This is a genomic window from Methylobacterium sp. (assembly GCF_019750675.1).
GTDB lineage: Bacteria > Pseudomonadota > Alphaproteobacteria > Rhizobiales > Beijerinckiaceae > Methylobacterium.
The window spans coordinates 12,814-29,305 of the sequence record NZ_JAIEOF010000030.1 but is presented as its reverse complement, the minus strand read 5'-3'; the positions used below and the strand labels follow the sequence as shown (position 1 = coordinate 29,305).

Annotated in this window: 15 protein-coding genes; 7 read left to right on the top strand and 8 right to left on the bottom strand. The window is 67.8% G+C overall.

Annotated features, from left to right (window positions below):
- The first annotated feature begins 3 nt into the window (after window positions 1–3).
- Genes K2X24_RS01360 through K2X24_RS01350 form a run of 3 tightly spaced genes read left to right on the top strand, consistent with a single transcriptional unit; the run spans window position 4 to window position 3,874 of the window.
- Entirely contained in the window at window positions 4–477 is a 474-nt protein-coding gene (locus K2X24_RS01360; RefSeq protein ID WP_041359121.1) for a hypothetical protein, read from the top strand.
- A complete protein-coding gene (locus K2X24_RS01355) occupies window positions 474–3,461 on the top strand; it encodes a hypothetical protein (RefSeq protein ID WP_012778848.1) in 2,988 nt (995 codons plus the stop codon). Before K2X24_RS01360 ends, K2X24_RS01355 begins: the two co-directional genes overlap by 4 nt.
- The gene (locus K2X24_RS01350; RefSeq protein WP_111772157.1) at window positions 3,458–3,874 is read left to right on the top strand and encodes a hypothetical protein; all 417 of its coding nucleotides are present in this window, start codon (window positions 3,458–3,460) and stop codon (window positions 3,872–3,874) included. The genes K2X24_RS01355 and K2X24_RS01350 overlap by 4 nt, the downstream gene beginning before the upstream one ends.
- A gap of 65 nt (window positions 3,875–3,939) precedes the next feature.
- Here K2X24_RS01350 and K2X24_RS01345 read toward each other — a convergent pair whose 3' ends face one another.
- The 5 genes from K2X24_RS01345 to traA form a co-directional block, all read right to left on the bottom strand.
- Complete coding sequence (locus tag K2X24_RS01345) at window positions 3,940–4,332, bottom strand: hypothetical protein (RefSeq protein WP_158021007.1); 393 nt, start codon at window positions 4,330–4,332, stop codon at window positions 3,940–3,942.
- Between the two features lie 15 nt (window positions 4,333–4,347).
- Window positions 4,348–5,268 carry a hypothetical protein gene (locus tag K2X24_RS01340; RefSeq protein ID WP_012778846.1) on the bottom strand — a complete coding sequence of 307 codons (921 nt, stop codon included), beginning with the start codon at window positions 5,266–5,268 and terminating at the stop codon, window positions 4,348–4,350.
- Complete coding sequence (locus K2X24_RS01335) at window positions 5,265–6,566, bottom strand: Fic family protein (RefSeq protein ID WP_292493956.1); 1,302 nt, start codon at window positions 6,564–6,566, stop codon at window positions 5,265–5,267. Before K2X24_RS01335 ends, K2X24_RS01340 begins: the two co-directional genes overlap by 4 nt.
- Window positions 6,563–6,850, bottom strand: coding sequence for a hypothetical protein (locus K2X24_RS01330; RefSeq protein ID WP_041359180.1), 288 nt, complete (start codon window positions 6,848–6,850; stop codon window positions 6,563–6,565). Before K2X24_RS01330 ends, K2X24_RS01335 begins: the two co-directional genes overlap by 4 nt.
- Before the next feature lie 144 nt (window positions 6,851–6,994).
- A complete protein-coding gene (gene traA / locus K2X24_RS01325; RefSeq protein ID WP_292493953.1) occupies window positions 6,995–10,684 on the bottom strand; it encodes a Ti-type conjugative transfer relaxase TraA in 3,690 nt (1,229 codons plus the stop codon).
- Window positions 10,685–11,074: 390 nt separating this feature from the next.
- On the opposite strand from traA, the gene K2X24_RS01320 reads away from it, so the two are divergent.
- Genes K2X24_RS01320 through K2X24_RS01310 form a run of 3 tightly spaced genes read left to right on the top strand, consistent with a single transcriptional unit; the run spans window position 11,075 to window position 13,555 of the window.
- On the top strand, window positions 11,075–11,353 hold the full coding sequence (locus tag K2X24_RS01320) for a TraC family protein (protein WP_012778842.1): 279 nt from the start codon (window positions 11,075–11,077) through the stop codon (window positions 11,351–11,353).
- Complete coding sequence (locus tag K2X24_RS01315) at window positions 11,337–11,534, top strand: conjugal transfer protein TraD (protein ID WP_041359118.1); 198 nt, start codon at window positions 11,337–11,339, stop codon at window positions 11,532–11,534. Before K2X24_RS01320 ends, K2X24_RS01315 begins: the two co-directional genes overlap by 17 nt.
- Entirely contained in the window at window positions 11,531–13,555 is a 2,025-nt protein-coding gene (locus K2X24_RS01310) for a conjugal transfer protein TraG (protein WP_012778840.1), read from the top strand. Before K2X24_RS01315 ends, K2X24_RS01310 begins: the two co-directional genes overlap by 4 nt.
- A 204-nt stretch (window positions 13,556–13,759) precedes the next feature.
- On the opposite strand, the gene K2X24_RS01305 is transcribed toward K2X24_RS01310, so the two are convergent.
- Window positions 13,760–13,933, bottom strand: a complete 174-nt coding sequence (locus tag K2X24_RS01305; RefSeq protein WP_012778839.1) for a hypothetical protein — start codon at window positions 13,931–13,933, stop codon at window positions 13,760–13,762.
- A 539-nt stretch (window positions 13,934–14,472) separates the two neighbouring features.
- Window positions 14,473–14,730 carry a hypothetical protein gene (locus K2X24_RS01300; RefSeq protein ID WP_012778837.1) on the bottom strand — a complete coding sequence of 86 codons (258 nt, stop codon included), beginning with the start codon at window positions 14,728–14,730 and terminating at the stop codon, window positions 14,473–14,475.
- A gap of 27 nt (window positions 14,731–14,757) precedes the next feature.
- On the opposite strand from K2X24_RS01300, the gene K2X24_RS01295 reads away from it, so the two are divergent.
- A complete protein-coding gene (locus K2X24_RS01295) occupies window positions 14,758–15,225 on the top strand; it encodes a hypothetical protein (protein WP_080579960.1) in 468 nt (155 codons plus the stop codon).
- Here the strand turns inward: K2X24_RS01295 and K2X24_RS01290 are convergent.
- Window positions 15,222–16,151, bottom strand: a complete 930-nt coding sequence (locus K2X24_RS01290) for a DUF2493 domain-containing protein (RefSeq protein WP_041359116.1) — start codon at window positions 16,149–16,151, stop codon at window positions 15,222–15,224. The genes K2X24_RS01295 and K2X24_RS01290 overlap by 4 nt on opposite strands.
- Between the last annotated feature and the right edge of the window lie 341 nt (window positions 16,152–16,492).

Sequence of the window (16,492 nt, the reverse complement as noted above, 5' to 3'; positions counted from 1 at the left end):
GCCATGGAAGCGATCGACCATCTCACGGCCAACACCGCCTTCTATCTCGTCGATCATCCCGTGGTGAGCGGGGCGGCCATCGCCCTGACCATGGCCACGGGCATATTCGCGGTCTTCGCCGCACCGGCCTGGGCCCGTCTCGTCTGCTCCGACCGGAGCTTGCAGCGGATCCTGCATCTGAGCGGAATGGCGGTCGGTGGCTGCCTGCTGCTGACGGGCCTGTTCTACGCCAGCCTCGTCCAAGGCCTGTTTGGGGCGATCACGACCCGTCCGCTGATCTACGTCTACTACCCGGCCAGCATCATGCTGTCCTGCGCGGCGGTCGTGTTCGCCGGCAGCCAGATCTTCTGCGCCCTCACGGTCCGGCCCGCTCCCCTGTTGCGGGCTGTCGTTCCAGGCATTCTCGGCGCCTGGCTCTTCGCGCTCTGCGTGCCGGTCTACCAGTTCTCCGTCCTCCTGCAGGGAATGCCGCAATGAGGACGGCCGACAAGTTCTGCGACCTTGCCGGTTTCGATCCGGAGCGCAGCGAGGCGGTCGTCTACGCCCATGACGGCTCGCAGCTCACCCTGATCGAGATCGACGGCACCCGGTCCATCGTCTCGGGCGAGGATTACCTCCACAACGTCGTCGAGCGGTTTGCCGGCGGGATCGCGCAGATCCTGAAGCGGCCCGGCCACCAGATCACGATCTCCTACGAGTCCTCGCTCAATACGGCCAAGATACTCGATCCGTTCGTGCAGCAGCAGGGCCGGCGCGCCCGGCAAAAGGGCCTTTCGGTCGAGGCGCTGATCGAGGAGGGCCGCACGGTGCTGGAGGGCCGGTCGCGCTCGGAGACGATCCTGCTCGCCGCCTGGACCCGGCCCTCGGCTGGCGCGGCCGACGAGGTGCGCAAGGAGCAGAAGGCGAACCGCAAGGCCTGGCAGGAGTTGCCGCCGGCGCGCGACGCACAGAACCCCTACCTGCATCTCGGATCGATCGCCGGCCCGCACGGCGCCTTCGTGCGCCGGATCATGGAGGCGCTCGGCGAGGCGCGCCTGCAGGGCCGGGTGCTCTCGCCCAACGACAAGGGGCGCCGCCGCGACCTGGAGCAGATCCGGGCGGCCGTCCTCTACCACGAGACGCCCGACGGCTGGACGCCCTACGGGCCGGGCACCCGGCGCTATCCCGGCGCCAAGGAGCGGCACGACGACGACGTCTCGGAGTTCTTCACGCCCACCGTCGCCCGCCAGATCATGACGTCGAACGCCGAGGCCGCCAGCAACATGCGGGCCCTCGACCTCGGCGGGCGCCGCTACGCGCTCGCCGTGATGCGGATGTTCCCCTCCACGCTCCTGCCGTTCAACCGGCTGCTGGAGACCCTGCTGGAGTCCTCCAGCAAGACCGCCGACATGCCGTTCCGGGTCTGCTTCCACCTCGAGGCTTTGCGCGACAACGATGTCGGCTTCCGCCTGCGCAAGGTCCTGGCCGGGCTCCTCGCCTTCGCGAGTCCGACCAACAAGAACCTGTTCCGGGCGCTGCGCGAGTTGGAGGACGTGGTCGACAAGGACGGCGAGGCGATCGTCAAGGGCCGCGTCATCGCCACGACCTGGACCGAACCGGGCGAGGATCCGGGCCTGCTGGAGCGGCGCCGCTCCTACCTGATGAGTGGGATGATGACCTGGGGCGAGGCGGTGATGACCGACGCGCCCCACAATCCCCTGCGCGCCCTGTGCGAGACGGTCGCCGGCATGACGGTGCAGGCGGAGGTGCCGCCGGGCTCGATCGCGCCGCTCGGCGACCTCGCGGCCCTGATGCCGTTCCACCGCACCGCGCCGATCTTCAAGCAGGGCCAGAGCATGCTGCTGACGCCCGACGGCAAGCCGATGCCCTACGAGGCGCTGTCGGCCGAGCAGCTGTTCTGGCTCACCCTGATCTACGCCACGCCGGGCTCGGGCAAGTCGGTGCTGATGAACCGGCTCAACGTCGAGTTCGCGGCCTTCAGCGCCGGGGCGGCCCTGCCGTTCATCGGCGTGATCGACGTCGGCGTCAGCTCGTCGGGGTTCATCGAGCTGCTGCGCAACGCCTTGCCGCCCGAGCGGCGGCACGAGGCGTTCTACGTGCGGCCGCTGAACCACCCCGATTACGCGGTCAACCCGTTCGATCTCGGGCTCGGCCGACGGCTGCCGCTCGATCGCGAGCGCACCTTCATCGAGAACTTCCTGGCGACGCTCCTCAACGTGTCGTCACCGGAGGCCGCGCTCCTGATCCCGCGTCTCATCACCCGGGTGTTCCAGATCAAGAGCGACCTGCAATTCTCGTCCTCGCCGTCGATCTACCAGCCCAACGTCGATCCCGAGATAGACCGGCTGCTGTCCGATCATCGGATTCCGGTCGGGAACAAGGTCCAGTGGTGGCGTCTCGTCGACGCGTTCGTCGAGCGCCGGCTCTACACGGCGGCCCAGCGGGCGCAGCGCTACGCCACGCCGATCCTGGAGGATCTCGCCCGGGTGCTCGGCGAGCCGATCATGGCTCAAGACTTCACGCCCGAGTTGATCCGCCAGGCCCAGCGCGCGCTGGAGAGCGCGATCGAGAAGTACCCGATCTTCGCCCGGCCGACCCGCCTCGATGTCGGCGAGGCGCGGGTGGTGTCGATCGACGTGCAGGACGTGGCCCTGCGCCACAAGTCGCCGGAGGCCGAGCGCAACAACGCGCTCATGTTCCTGATCTCCCGGCACATCTACCTGTCGAAGATCTCCGGCTTCGCCGAGGAAATCCCGAAAATGGATCTGCCCTCGGACGAGGCCCTGCGAGCGGAATACGTCCGCTACTGGGAGGCGCGCTACCACGAGATCGCCGAGACGCCCAAGCGCCTGTGCATGGACGAGTATCACCTGACCGGCGGCGTCGAGACCATCGCCAAGCAGGTGAAGAGCGACGCCCGCGAGGGCCGCAAATGGGGCCTCGAGCTGATCCTGGTCTCGCAGTTGCTCGCCGACTTCGACACGCTGGCCGACATGGCCTCGACGGTCATGGTGCTCAACGCCGACTCCAACGAGATCCGCGAGGAGGCGCGCCGCGTCTTCGGTTTCGATCTGGCGGTGAAGAGCGCGCTGGAGCGCCAGGTCCACGGCCCGCAGGGCCGGCGGGGTGCCAACCTTCTGACGCGGTTCAAGCTGCGCGAGGAAGAGCGCTGGATCGTCCTGAACAATTCGCTCGGCCCCCGGATGCTGTGGGCCCTGACCACCAAGGCGGAGGACCGCCTGGTGCGAGACGAGCTGTACCGCCGCATGGCGGTCAACGATGCGCTGCGCATCCTGGCAACCCGCTTTCCCGATGGCACCGCCATCGAGGCGTGGGGCCGGGTGGCCGCGCTGGCGCGGTTCGGAGAGGACCGGATCGCCAAGACGATCGTCGATCAAGTCCTGGGGGAGATCATGAGCGAAGCTCGGCCTCCGATCGACCGATCCAGAACCGCAGCATGACCATGGAGGCTCCTGTGCAAATCAAGGATATGCAGTACCGCGTCCTCGCGAGTGTGACGATGTTCGGCCTGGGCGTACTGCCGGCCTGGGCTCAAAATACCACCGGCGATCCGACGGCACCGCTCGATATCCTCAAGACGGCCCGGCAGAAGGCGTCCAGCTCGGCGCTCAACGCCAGCAGCATCGCGACCGGCGGCAACAACGCCGGCATCGTGTTCACGATCCTGTTCGCGGTGGTCGGCATTGCCTTGGCCGGCATCTCGGGGGTGAAGCTCTACAAGTCCTCGCAGGACGACAACGCCCGCGAGGATGCCGGCCGGTCCCTGGTCGGGCTCGTCGTCGGCTCGGGCATCACCATCCTCGGCGTCATCATCGGCGTGATCACCACCTACATGACCGGCAGCGGCACCTGAAAATTGACGCTGGGCAGGTCTCACGGGTCTGCCCAGCGCCCAAATTGACACCAGAAATTACAACATCAATTTCTCTTTGGCTCTGGGCAGTGATTATAAATTGTCCGCTTCATTACGAATGATGTGCTCGACCTGACATCAAGATGCACAACCGTAATTGATCTATCAGGATCCCTTTCAATATCAGCCGTTATCGGCCGATCTACCCCCTGCGCCTCAATGCACACAAACTTGTAATTGCCAATTTTATCTAGCTTATGCGTTTTGCATTGCTCATAGTGCCCCGAGATATTCGATCCATCAAAATACATCGCACCAGCACCTCCGATACCGCTACATCCAACATCATCAGGAAGATAATACCCTTTCTGAAGGAAGGAAATATCTTTAGAAACTGCCACAAAAGGAAAAACAATAAGAATTGGTGTTATATATTTGACCAGACCGAAAGCACGCACGTGCAACTCCAGGGCTCAATAGCTCGTCACGACCGACTGCAAGGTCGGATCGACATGGCGAAGCCATGCATAATCCGGAAAGAACAGCCGGCCCGTCGGCAGGGCAAGGCTCGCCAGTCGGGTGACAGCGTCGTCCAGCGTGGCGGCGCCTTCGACTAGATCGTGGACCCGATCGAGCATATCGATGTCCCGGCCGGCTTGATCCGAAATTGCCAACACCATGAGGCTCCGCAGGTCGGCCTGGGTCGCTGTAAGCGGCGGGGCGGCTGGATCCGCGGCGAAGCGGTCCGAAGCCGTCCAGGCGGCCTTCAGCACGGCGGCGTGAGCCTTCCGGTCCTTGAGCGGGGCCGCCGCGTCGATCGTGAGGAACAGGACGGCCGCCAATTGCCAGGGCACCGATTCCGCAACGCCCTCCACCGCCCGCGCGTCGCGCAGGTCGCGCAGCCCCGCGAACGGGTTGGCGACGATGACGGCGTCCCGCGCGGGAGCATCGGCCTCGTCCGCGCCTGAGGGCGACCGAACCCGGCAGAGCGGCGGCGCGAACTTCGCCAGGATGACCTCCTGCGAGAACCCTGGAGCGGGTGCCGTGATGAGGACCTCGATGTGCTCGCGGCTGCGCTTGCGCCAAGCCAGATAGCCCAGAAGCGCGGTGAGCCCTGTCGCCACAAGGCCGAAGCCGACCGACGACTTGTAGATCGAGACGAAGGCGAAGGGCTGCCCGGCCGGCATGGTCATGAAGTACTGGCCCCAGCCGGTGAACCGCCACAGGGTGGCGGTCTCGGCGAGGCGCATGCCGGCATAGACCTGCCCGAGGATCGGCGAGAAGGTCCACCAGAGCAGACCCAGCATGGTCATGGTGGCCAAGCCGATGGCGCCGAGGGCGACGATCCGGCCGGGGCTGACGGTCGTGATCGGCTCGCGGAACAGGGGCGTCATGCCGAGCGTCCCAGGGACGGCTCGTCTCGGCCGAGCGTCTGCTGCTGGGCAAGGCTCGTCTGCAGCTTGTCGTCGGCGACCACAGCCTTGAGCAGCGGCTTCAGAACCGCGCGGATCTCCTCCAGGCTCTGGCCCTGAGGGAGCAGCTTCCTGGCTTCACCGGACAAGCCTTCGATCAGCACGGCCGACCCTTCGCGCCCGAAGCGGTCGATCAAGCTCCGGTCGATCTGGCGCACTTCCTGGGCCAACCGGGGATCCGCGGCGATCTCCTGCGGCGAGCGCGTCTTCAGGGCCTCGGCGAGCGCTTCGCTCGGCCCCGGGATCTCGATGGCGTTGCGGCCGACCTCCTCCGGTCGCTGGTCGTTCAGGGCCAGGAGGCTCGCCGGGATCAGGACCCGGCCGACGATCTGGGAGCGCACGGCGTCCTCGCGCGGCTGTTCCCTCTCGGGGCGTCGGCCTTCGGGCAGCACCCGGACGTCGACGCGGTCGTTGTTGCGCGGCATCGTGTGGAAGGCGCTCAGCGGCACGGCCGAGACCTGCCGGGAGTCACGGATCAGGGCATGATGATAGCTCATGGCGATCACCTGCCCGCGGACCTGGGCGCCCGGCTCGGGCAGGACGATGCGCGGCGCGCCCATCAGGCGCAGCGCCTCAACCGCGTCGGCCGACAGGCGCCCGAGCACCGGATGCGCCCGCATCTCCTCCGAGTAGCGCGCGTTCTGGATCGTCTCGGCTAGCGGCCGGATCTTGCCGCGGGTGGCGAGGACGAGGGCGTCGCGGGTCTCGCTCGGCACCCGGTTGATGAGGCCTTGGTCGAGCGGCTGGCGGTGGTGGCGAGCGTGCTGCTCCATGAAGGCGAGCAGGGTCCGGGTGTTGCCCTCCCGGAACGGGTGGGCCTGCCACAGGGCGGAGAAAGCCTGGGCGTAGGCGACCGTCGGCCGGTCCTGCTTCAAGTCGCCCGGGGGCTGGCGCAGGCGATCCAACGCCGACCGGGCATGGCTCTCGATCGCCGCCGGCGGACTGTAGGCCACGCTCTTGCCCTGGAGCACGATCTCGGGCTTCCACAGATCGATCGTGCGGGTCTCGCCCGCCCACGGGTAGATCTCACCGAACAGCCGCTTGTGGATCGCGGCGTAGTGCGCCAGGTCGAAGTTTCCGAGCACCGGCTCCTTCTGCATCTGGATCATCGCTCGGAACGAGACGATCTGCTCGCGCTCGGCCAGGGCCTGCGGATCGCGGATGTCGGCGGTGTTCCGCAGGACGTCGGTGCCCTCGTAGACGTAGGGATCGGCGCTCATGCCGCCTCTCCCCGGCCGAGGGCCCGCCGGGCATCGAGCGCCGCGAACACCTCCTCCTGGGTGACGAGGCCGGCTTCGGTCAGCAGGGCACCCAGTTGCACCCGCACGCTCATCTCGTTGCCCGAGCCGCGCATGATCGCCGCGGCCTGCTCGGCCTCGTAGGTCATCAGCGCCATGAGGTACGGGGCCAGTTCGGCCTCGTCGACGCCCGAGGCGATGGCCTCGAGCAGGGTCACGGCTTCCTCGCGCTGGGTCACCAGCGACGGCAGATCACGAAAGCTCATGGTGTCGTCCCCTTCGGTCGGCCCGGCCGGCACCGGGCAAGTCTCTCGATCCCGTCCCCTGACGGCCCTGTCCTCGACTGCGCTCTATCTCCTACCCTTACCCATTGCACCAACGTCGCCAATGCAATCGCCGCAGCCCCGGCATCACAGCGACAGCCCGAGATCGGGGCCCTGCTCCAGGTCCCGCTCCTGCGCCCGGCTCATGAAGCGCTCGCGGAACAGCGAACCGTCCTTGACGTAGGAGGCGACGTAGCCCCCGCCGCTCAGGATCTCGCGCTCGTCCTTGTCGAGCCATTGCCCTGGGCCGAGGCCGCGTTCCGCGTCATGGCCGATCGATCCGTTCGCACCGAACCGACGCCCGACGGCCTCGGCGAAGGCCAGGACCTCGGCCCGCAGCTCGGGGGTGGCCACCGCCTCCGCCACGGCCTCGTCGAGGGCTTTCGTCGCCGGCGTGCGGCCGACCTTCGCCAAGGCCGCCGCCGCGGCCGGGCTCAAGCCTGGCACCTCGATCGTCAGCCGCTGGCGGTACTCGACCTCGGCGCTGCGACCTGACTCCGCCAACCCCTCGAAGGCGTGTTTGAGCTTGATGGCCTCAGCCTTGGCCTGCTCGAACGCGGTCTCGGCGAAGGCCCGCTCCTCCTTCTCCTGTTTCGGCACGAACCAGCCCTTGCGGCCGCGCAGGCCGCCATGGGCGTCCGGATCGGACAGGAGGGCACCGATCCGTTCCCGATAGACAGAATTTCGCTGTCGAAGCTCGGCGAGGATCGCGGCATAGACCGGCCCCGAATTGTTGAGCGCGGAGCGCAGGCGGCGCTGAAGCGAGTCCATTTCAGGCTTCAGATCCCGCGCAGGATCGACGCGGGCATAAAGGGCGGCCTTGAGGCCGTTGGCGCCGAGATCGACGGCGGCGAGGAACGGCGCGAGCGGCGCTTTCGGCTCGGGAGGAGCCGCGGGCTCCGCCGCCGGAACAACCGCGGCCGAGGGCTTCGCGCCGGCGGCCTGAACCATGTCGGTCGCGGCCATCCCGTGGCGCGCGACGACCGCGCCCCACGCCGCCGACAGGCGCGTGGCAAGGCCGTGCAGGCGGTGCAACCGGGCCTGGGCCTTGCGCACCATGACACGCGCCCGGCGGACCAGGGCGGGGGCGAGCGCGGCGTGGCCGTTGAGGCTGCGACGCTCGGCGAAGGCCGAGGCGAGGGCGCGAAGATCCTGTGGCCGAACCCTGTCGGCGATCTCGGTTTCCGCCCGCTCCAACCGCGCCAAGGCGGCGTCGAGCGCGGCCAGGGCCGGGGAGGCCGACGGATCGGTCGGATCGGCCTGGACCGGAGCCTGAGCCGCTTCGGAAGCCGGATCGTCCGGGATCGGGGCATCCGCCTCGAGCCGCCCGGCCAGGGCGGTGAGATCGCGGGCGATCCGCCCCGGATCGAGCGTGGACAGCTCCACGGCTGCCTCGCGGAAGGCCGCCTCGCCGGCGAAGTCGAGGGTCGAGGCCTTCGCCCCATCCCGCCCGAGCCGCCACTCCATTCCGGCGAGCGCCGCCGTATTGAGGGCCGCCGCGGATGGATCACGCTCGAGCTTGGCCCGGCGCCCCGGCGAGATGAAGTCGGCATGCGCGCCGTGCAGCACCACGGATTGGCGATGGCGCGACATCGCCACGTAGGTGAGGTGCCGATCCATGCCGGGCGTGGCCAGGACATGCACCCGATCCAGCGTCGCGCCCTGGCTCTTGTGGACGGTCGCGGCGTAGCCGTGATCGAGGTTGCGGTAGAGTTCCGCCCGCACCTCGATGCGCTCGCCGTCACCGGTGCCGTCCCGGTCGAGCCGAACCGTCAGCCGGCCGGCTTCCGCCGCCTCGACCGTGGCGAGCATGCCGTTCTTCACGCCGAGCGCTCGGTCGTTTTCGAGGAACAGCACCCGGTCGCCGGGCGCGAACATCCGCTCGCCCCGCTCGGTCACGAACCGCGCCTCGCCCGTCAGCATGCCGTCCGCCTTCAGGGCGGAACGGGCCATGGTGTTGAGGGCCAGAACGTCGGCATTGGTCTGGGCCAGGATCAGGGTTTCGGTCGCTCGCCCATCGGGCTTCCGGCCGAGGTAATCCGGCTTCCAGGCAGCGATCAGGGCGGTCCGCGCCGCCTCCCGGTCGGGCGTGAACCGGACCATGCCGCGCTCGCGATACAGCCCAAGCGCCGCAGCGATCTCGCCGCGGGCGAAGGCGACGCTCGCCCGCCGCATCGCCGGATCGGCCTGTCGCCAGATCTCCGAGAGTTCGGCATAACCGATCGTCTCGGTGATCGCCCGGAACCCGGCGCCGGCCTCGATCGGCTGGAGCTGCATCGCGTCGCCGACCAGCACCAGCTTGGCCCCGCGCCGCTCCACCTCCTGCACGATCCGCGAGAGCTGATCCGACGCGACCATGCCGGCCTCGTCGAGCACGAACACGTCACCCCGCCCGAGCCGATCGCGGTCGTTCTTCCAGGCGAGTTCCCACGAGGCCAAGGTGCGGCTGGCGATCCCCGCGCTACGCTCAAGCCCCTCGGCCGCCTTGCCGGCCAGGGCCCCGCCGACGACGCGATGGCCGCCGTCATTCCAGGCGGCGCGCGCCACCCCGAGCATCGTCGATTTGCCCGCACCGGCAAAGCCGACCACGGCGGCGATCCGAGCTGCTCCCGTGACGTGACGGACCGCTTCGCGCTGCTCGTCCGACAGTTCGGGGCGGGCGGCGAAAGCGCGGTCGCGGGATCGATCCGGCACCCGGTGCGAGGTGTCACCGAACAGCCGACCGGTGGCGGCCTGCATCCGGACCTCGGCTTCGAGCAGCGTCCGTGTCGTCCAGCGCGCCCGGGCGACCACGCGGCCGCTCTCCGGGTCGAACACCTCCTCGGCGACCGCCACCAGTTCGGGTGATTGGCCGAGCCGCAACCGAACCGCCTCGAACGCCGTCGGATCGTCGATGTAGCGGAACACCGCCCGGGCGATGTCACGCTCGTCGAACACGCTCTTTTCGCGCGATAGGATCGGCAACAGCGTCTCGGGATCGTCGATGATCGCCTGCGCGTTGCGGATGCGCTTCTGCCTCTCCGCTTCGACCTGATTGCTGGGCTTGCCGAGCTTGGCCATGTTTAAGGCATGGACGCCGATATGCTCGGTCGGTTCGATCCTGATCCCGGCCTCGACATGCGAGCGGTGATCGACGCGAAGGTCGAGACCGGCCTTGGCGAGGTGCAGGTTGGTCGTCTCGGCCCACGATTTCCGCCACGGGACGAGGTGCTTCATCGGCCCGGCCAGCCGCTCGTAGCGCGGCTTTCCGTCGTCTCGGTAGAGCACGTTTCCGTCCCGGTCGCGGGCGAACTCGAACTTCGATGCGAACCCCCTTTCGCTGAATTTGCGCAGGGGGATCATGACGTGGATGTGCGGATTACCCGGCACATCGTGCAGGGCCCAGTCCGCCACCATGCCCTGCGCGGTGATGGCGCTCTCGATCCAGTCGCGGGCGAGATCGATGTTCTGATCGAGGGTGAGTTCGACCGGGAGCGCGATGTTCATTTCCATCGCGTAGCCGGTGCCCTTCAGCCCCTCCTTCCGCTCGACGGCGTTCCACAGATAGGCCGAAGCGCCGTTCTCGCTGCGGCCGTCGATCCCGTTGCGAAACCACGCCGGGGTCTCGGCCGGCAGGGCCAACTCGGTGTGCGCGACGTGCTGCTTGCCCTCGTAGGTTAGGATCTTACCGGTGGCCTCGCGGACCATGTTGGTCGCCCGGCGATAGGCAGCGGAGGCGACGGCACTCTTGCCGGCACCTGCGCTGATGACCTGAGCCGAGAGGTGGTAGATGGCCAAGCGCGGACCCCCGAGCTTGGCCATTAGCCCGAAGCACAGGGATATGCAATATCCCCATAAGTGCGCCCATTCGTAAACTCATGGGACTTTGCGGAGGCGCTGCGCGCCGTAGCTCCGCTTCGAGCAGGCCCCTATCGGGGCCGCCCATCCGTCCGGCGGAGCCGGCCAGCGCGACCGAAATTCCAGCGGTTGGACGGGAGGTGAACAGCTCTGGTTCTGAAGCCGGAGCCCGCTCCCCGACGCGCGCCAGGCCGGGAGGTGAGGCTCGCCGGTGTGGTTGGATCACCACAGACACTTGGGGGCCCCGTTCTTCGCCGAAAGCTTGGCTTGCCCTGCGTAAGCTGGCTGGTAATTTTCCAACGTCGCAACCGACAATGGAATTCAAAATTCATGGCCAGAACAAAGTCGCGTCAGGCACTCGTCAAGGAGATCGAGGCGGCACAAGCGAAGCTGAAGGCCCACGACAAGGCCGAAGCCGAGCGGCTCGGAACTCTCGCGATGAAGTGCGGGATCGGTGGCATCGACATCTCCGACGAGGAGCTGACCCACGAGTTCCAGGCGATCGTGGCCCGATTTCGTGAGGGAGCATCGAAGGTGGAAGAGCCAGCGCCAGAGAGATCTCGAAGCGCTGGAAAAGCTCCAGAGGCAGTCGATGATGAAGCGGCATGAGGAGCGGCGCGCCGACGCCTACCGCAAGATCCAACTCGGCGGCCTCGTCATCAAAGCCGGCCTCGCCGACCTCCCCAGCAACGTCCTGCTCGGCCTCCTCCTGGATGGGGCCGAGCGCCTCCGTGACCCCGACATCGTCGAGGGCTTCGCCCGTCGCGGCGACAAGGAGTTCAAGAAATGAAGTGGTTCATCGCCGCCTTCGTCGTCGCGATCGGGCTCGCGCTCCATGTCGCGATCGGAACGTTCCTGCCCCCGCTCGTCGGGTCGATCTACGTGATCGAGCCCGGCCATTCGATGATGCTTTACGCGCTGCGAATTGCGGCAGTGGCGTTCCCCGCCCTGGTCCTTTTCGCTGCCGCCGGGCTCACCCGGCAGGGTGACAGCGGCCGAGTCGTCGCCGCCGGTGTCTCCCTGTTTCTGATCGGCCTGATCGCCTGGACCGTGCGCGACGAGTACCTGCGTCTCGTCACCCTCGCTCCCGGGGCCGACGGCCGCTCGCTCCTGCGCCGGGCCGATATCGGGCTGTTCTGCGCGGTGATGTTCGCGGGCTTCGTCGCCTTCATCACCCCGCTGGTTTCGCTGGTTCGGGTGCGGCGGACCACGCGCGGCTACAGCAAGCCGATCCGCTCCAAATCCGCCGCCCACGGCGACGCCGAATGGGCGACGATGAAGCTCGCCGGCGAGCTGTTCCCGCCCCAAGGCGATCTGATCCTCGGCGAGCTGTACCGCCCCGATCTCGATCCGAAGAACACCTCGCGCGTGTTCAAGCCCAACGACCCCAAGACCTGGGCCTCGGGCGGGCGCAAGCCGTTGATGGGATTCAACTGCGATTTCGGCTCGACCCACGGCCTCGTGTTCTCCGGCTCCGGTGGCTTCAAGACCACCGGAGCCGTCATCCCGATGCTGCTGTCGTGGCCGGGCAATGCGGTCGTGCTCGATCCCTCGACCGAGTTGCATCCGATGCTCGCTCAGTACCGCAGCTCGATCCGTGGAAAGGACGTCGAGCGGCCGATCCATTGCATCACCCCGACCAATCCCAAGAGCGGCTTCAACGTGCTCGACTGGATCGGTCAGGGGGAGAACAGCGCCGAGAAGGACATCTCGGCCGTGGTCGGCTGGATCGCCACCGGGCCGGTCAAACGCGACGATCCCAAGGACTTCTTCCGCAACTCGGCGCTTCAGCTCATTCGCGGCGTCCTGGCCCATATCTGCCTGAACCGATCGTACACGGGACCTCGGACGCTTCGCGCCCTGCGCGAGATCATCTCGGAACCCGAAACCGACTTCATCGAGCGGCTGATCCTGATCCTTCGTAGCGAAAATGACGGTTCGTTCGCCAAGCTCGCCCTCGGCCCGTTCAAGAGCATGGCGCAGCAGACCTTCTCGGGCGTCTACGCCACCGCGGCCGACCTCACCAACTGGCTTTCGTTCAAGGAATATGCCGCCATCGTCTCGGGCGGCGACTTCTCCAGCCTCGACCTGATCGACGACGATCTCGACGTGTTCGTCTCGCTCGACCTCCAGACGCTTCAGGATTATCCGGGCCTGGCGCGGGTCATCATCGGTGGGTTGATGAACGCGCTCTATCACGCCAACGGCGAGATCGACGGACGCGTCGCCTTCATCCTCGACGAGGCGGCCCGCCTCGGCAATATGAGCCTGATCGAGGTCGCCCGTGACGCCGGCCGCAAGTACGGCATCACCATGGTGCTCGTGTACCAATCCCTCGGCCAGCTTCGCCAGCAATGGGGCGACAAGGACGCCGTCAGCGCGTGGTTCGAGTCGACCTCCTGGCAGAGCTTTTCCGCGATCACCGACGTCGACACCGCCAAGTGGCTGTCGGAGCGCTGCGGGTATTTTACCCAGGAGATCGTCTCCTACAGCCAGCAGGCCCGCTCCGGCGGCAAGGGCTCGAACGGGGTGAGCGTGTCGGCCTCGACCAGCCTGCAGAAGCGGGCTCTCATCATGCCCGACGAGATCATCAACACCATGCGTCGGGACGAGCAGATCCTGCTCGTCGGCGGCGTCGAGCCGATCCGCTGCGGCCGTCCGATCTACTACCGCCGCCCCGAGATGCGGCCCCTGGTCGGCGCCAATCGCTTCCAGACCCGCGACGTGCAGGAGGCAACCGCCGGATCGGATCGGCCGGACAATGCCGCCGATGCGAACGGAGCCGATCAAGCCCAGCGGGCGGCGGCCTGATTGGCCGCTTTGCGCGGCGCGGACCGTCGCGAATTCCGTCCTGTCGAATGGTGCGCCGGTCGCTGAAACGGCGCGTGACGATCTCACGGATCCCGCCTAGCGATGCTCGCGCCCACCGGGGCCATCGCCAGGCACGAACCAGGGTCAGGCCCCCTCTTCCGTCGAGATCGAAGGCCGCCCTAAGGCGGCCCTGGGGGAAGGGCCTCAGCCCTCCGGGGAGAGCTGGCTGACCGCGCTCCGGGCGGCCTTCAACTCGGCGGCGATGGTGCGGCGTTCGCGCGGGCAGGAGACCGAGGCCAGCTCGGCCTCCAGTTCCGCGACGTGGGTGACGAGGGCGAGGCGGGCGTGGGCGGGGAGGGTCGAGGTGGGGCGCGGCATCGGTGGGGTTTCCTGAGGCGCTCGGGACCGTCCCTGCGCGATGCGACCCCCCAAACAGGCGGCGGCGCCGGCCGCACCCGAAGGGCCGCAGCGCAGCGGAGGACCGGCCGGACCGACGATTTTGTCCCGCGAGGAATGGCGCGCAGCGCCAGGGGAAAATCGTCGGGCCGGACGGTTGCGGACGGTGACGGCGTCTGTTCCCTTGTCGCCATCGTGTTGGGACGGTCCGTCGCTGTGGCGAACGTCGCTGCCGCGGTTCACCGCCGGTTCCGCCGGGGTCGGGTCGACCGGCCACTGCGCTGGCCGGACGGGACGCCCTGGCCGTCTCCGACCCTCGACAGGCCTCCAGCCTGGCTCGGGAGGGCGCCCCCCGACGCACTGCCGCTCCTCGCGATGGCACCCGCGCCGGATGCCGCCGGCACCGCCCTCGACAGGTGAGGCTCCGCGGCTGGGGAGGGTCGTTCCAGCTTGACGCGGGATGCTCCCACCTCAACGGTGCACGACCCTATGGAGCGTGATACAACCCAAGGGAAAGCGCTTCATTCTCCATTATCGACCCGTCCATCATGCCCCGCTCGACTTCCACCGATCAGCTTCTTGCCGAGATCGCGGCCGTTCTCGGCGTCGATCCCGCCGTGTTTCGGGATCCAAGGGGTCCCGGCCAATGGCATCGCCAAACCGTCGAGTTTGCCAAGACCTGGAAATCGACAGGCTGCCCGCGTGCCCGGAAACACATCCTCGATCACTTGCGGAACGAGGCGAACGAACTCAACGCAATACGAGAACGAAACCGACACTGGCCGCCGATCCAGTGAGGATGCCGGATGACCCTGCCTGAAACCGCTTCGTCACTGGGTCCGGAACCAATTTGGACCCCGCTCAAGTCGGTGCTGGCTCACGCCACCCGCGTCTCGCTGGCCGTCGCCGAACCCGCCGACGTGCGGATCATGGTCGATCTCGGCTTTGCGCAGATCGTGGCGAGCGGTGTCGATGATGTCGGCGATCTGATCGAGGGGTTCCAGCGGCGTGACGAGGATCGGATTGCCTGTGAGCGCTACGGGTTCGTCCTCTCGGAAGAGGGCGACGAGGATGAGCGGCGGCTGGTGATCTACCGCGACAAGCACACCGAGGTGCGGATTCCTCGCACCGACTACGACCGGATCTCCGAGTCTGTGTCGGATTTGCTGGCCGACCCGCGCGTTCAGGCGGCTTTCGAGCGTGCCTACATGCGTCATGCCGCTGCGTTGCGCGGAACGGCCTGGAGCCCCGGCCCCGAGGGGGCCGGCGCCTAAGCGCCGGCCTTCACGCCACGCCGGACCGGGATGCCCTTCGCCAGCGCCTTGTCGGCGAGATTGTCCGAGATGCCGCCGCCGGGGAAGTGGATGATGCCGATCGGCATCTGCTCCAGGATCGTGTCGTTGCGCCGGAAGGGGGCGGCCCGGTTGTGGCGCTTCCAGTCCGGCTTGAACACCACCTGGGCGACCTTGCGGTTCTCGGCCCACTTCGCCGCGATCAGTTCGGCACCCTCGCCGCCCCCGTGCAGCAGCACCATGTCGTGATGCCTGGCCCGGACCTTGTCGAGGATGTCCCAGATCACCGTGACGTCCTGGTACTCCTTGCCGCCGGTGAAGGCGATGCGGGTGCCCTGCGGCAGGTGGATCTCGGTCTCGGCCCGCCGCCGCGCGCTGATGTAGTCGCGCGAGTCGATCATCGCCGCGGTCATGGTGGCGCGGTTGACCCGCGACCCGGAATGCGGGCGCCACAGCGACCGGGTGGTGCGGGTGAACAGGTTGGCCGCGGTGTCCCGGGCGTACTCGAAGGCGTTGCGGCGCTCCGACAGCGTCAGCCCGAGGGCGGTAAGGCGCTCCAGCTCGACCGACAGCACCTCGCTGCCGTCCTGCTCGCGCTGGCTGGCGCGCTGCGCCTGCTCGTTCTCGTCGAGCTTGCGCTCGATCTGCTCGACGCGGCGGTGGAAGACGTTGACGAAGCCCCACAGCACGTCCTCGAGGTCGTCCTCCAGACGGGTGTCGGCGAAGGCCTGTTCGAGGGCGCTCATCGCCACCTGAAGCCCCTGGTCCATCGCGCGCTTGGCCGGGAGCGGCCGGGGATCGTCGTGCTCCTCGAACGGGCGATAACCGGTGACCGCCAGTTCCTCGAGCAGGGTCGCGTCGGCCGTCGGCAGGTCGGCATCGAGATCGTGGATCGCGTGGTCGAGCATCGCTGGGCTCCATCGGGTCCGGGGACCGCGTCCATCGCGGCCTTCGTGGCGACCCAAGGCCGGGCCCGGGGCCTGGCGCACCCGCGCACCCCTCCGCATCGCACCTTTCGCGATGCGGCGGCGCGGGCCGTAGCGCAGCGGAGGACGGCTCCAAGGCCGTCGATTTTGCTTCGCGATGCAAAGCCGCCGTCAGGCGGCGGCGGAAAATCGTCGGCCGGGAGCGTTGCACCCAAGGCTCCGGACCCGGCACCCGTCGCCCTCTCGAGAAGGCCGTGGACGCCGGCTCTCCCTCCGGGCCGGGACAGCCGGCTCGGCCTCACCCGGATGCCCCGATCGGACCG

Excerpts from the sequence above, each read along its gene's own strand:
- K2X24_RS01360 (WP_041359121.1), top strand. The coding sequence starts at position 4 with ATGGAAGCGATCGACCATCTCACGGCCAACACCGCCTTCTATCTCGTC.
- K2X24_RS01355 (WP_012778848.1), top strand. The coding sequence starts at position 474 with ATGAGGACGGCCGACAAGTTCTGCGACCTTGCCGGTTTCGATCCGGAG.
- K2X24_RS01350 (WP_111772157.1), top strand. The coding sequence starts at position 3,458 with ATGACCATGGAGGCTCCTGTGCAAATCAAGGATATGCAGTACCGCGTC.
- K2X24_RS01340 (WP_012778846.1), bottom strand. The coding sequence starts at position 5,268 with ATGACGCCCCTGTTCCGCGAGCCGATCACGACCGTCAGCCCCGGCCGG.
- K2X24_RS01335 (WP_292493956.1), bottom strand. The coding sequence starts at position 6,566 with ATGAGCGCCGATCCCTACGTCTACGAGGGCACCGACGTCCTGCGGAAC.
- K2X24_RS01330 (WP_041359180.1), bottom strand. The coding sequence starts at position 6,850 with ATGAGCTTTCGTGATCTGCCGTCGCTGGTGACCCAGCGCGAGGAAGCC.
- K2X24_RS01320 (WP_012778842.1), top strand. The coding sequence starts at position 11,075 with ATGGCCAGAACAAAGTCGCGTCAGGCACTCGTCAAGGAGATCGAGGCG.
- K2X24_RS01315 (WP_041359118.1), top strand. The coding sequence starts at position 11,337 with ATGATGAAGCGGCATGAGGAGCGGCGCGCCGACGCCTACCGCAAGATC.
- K2X24_RS01310 (WP_012778840.1), top strand. The coding sequence starts at position 11,531 with ATGAAGTGGTTCATCGCCGCCTTCGTCGTCGCGATCGGGCTCGCGCTC.
- K2X24_RS01305 (WP_012778839.1), bottom strand. The coding sequence starts at position 13,933 with ATGCCGCGCCCCACCTCGACCCTCCCCGCCCACGCCCGCCTCGCCCTC.
- K2X24_RS01295 (WP_080579960.1), top strand. The coding sequence starts at position 14,758 with ATGACCCTGCCTGAAACCGCTTCGTCACTGGGTCCGGAACCAATTTGG.
- K2X24_RS01290 (WP_041359116.1), bottom strand. The coding sequence starts at position 16,151 with ATGCTCGACCACGCGATCCACGATCTCGATGCCGACCTGCCGACGGCC.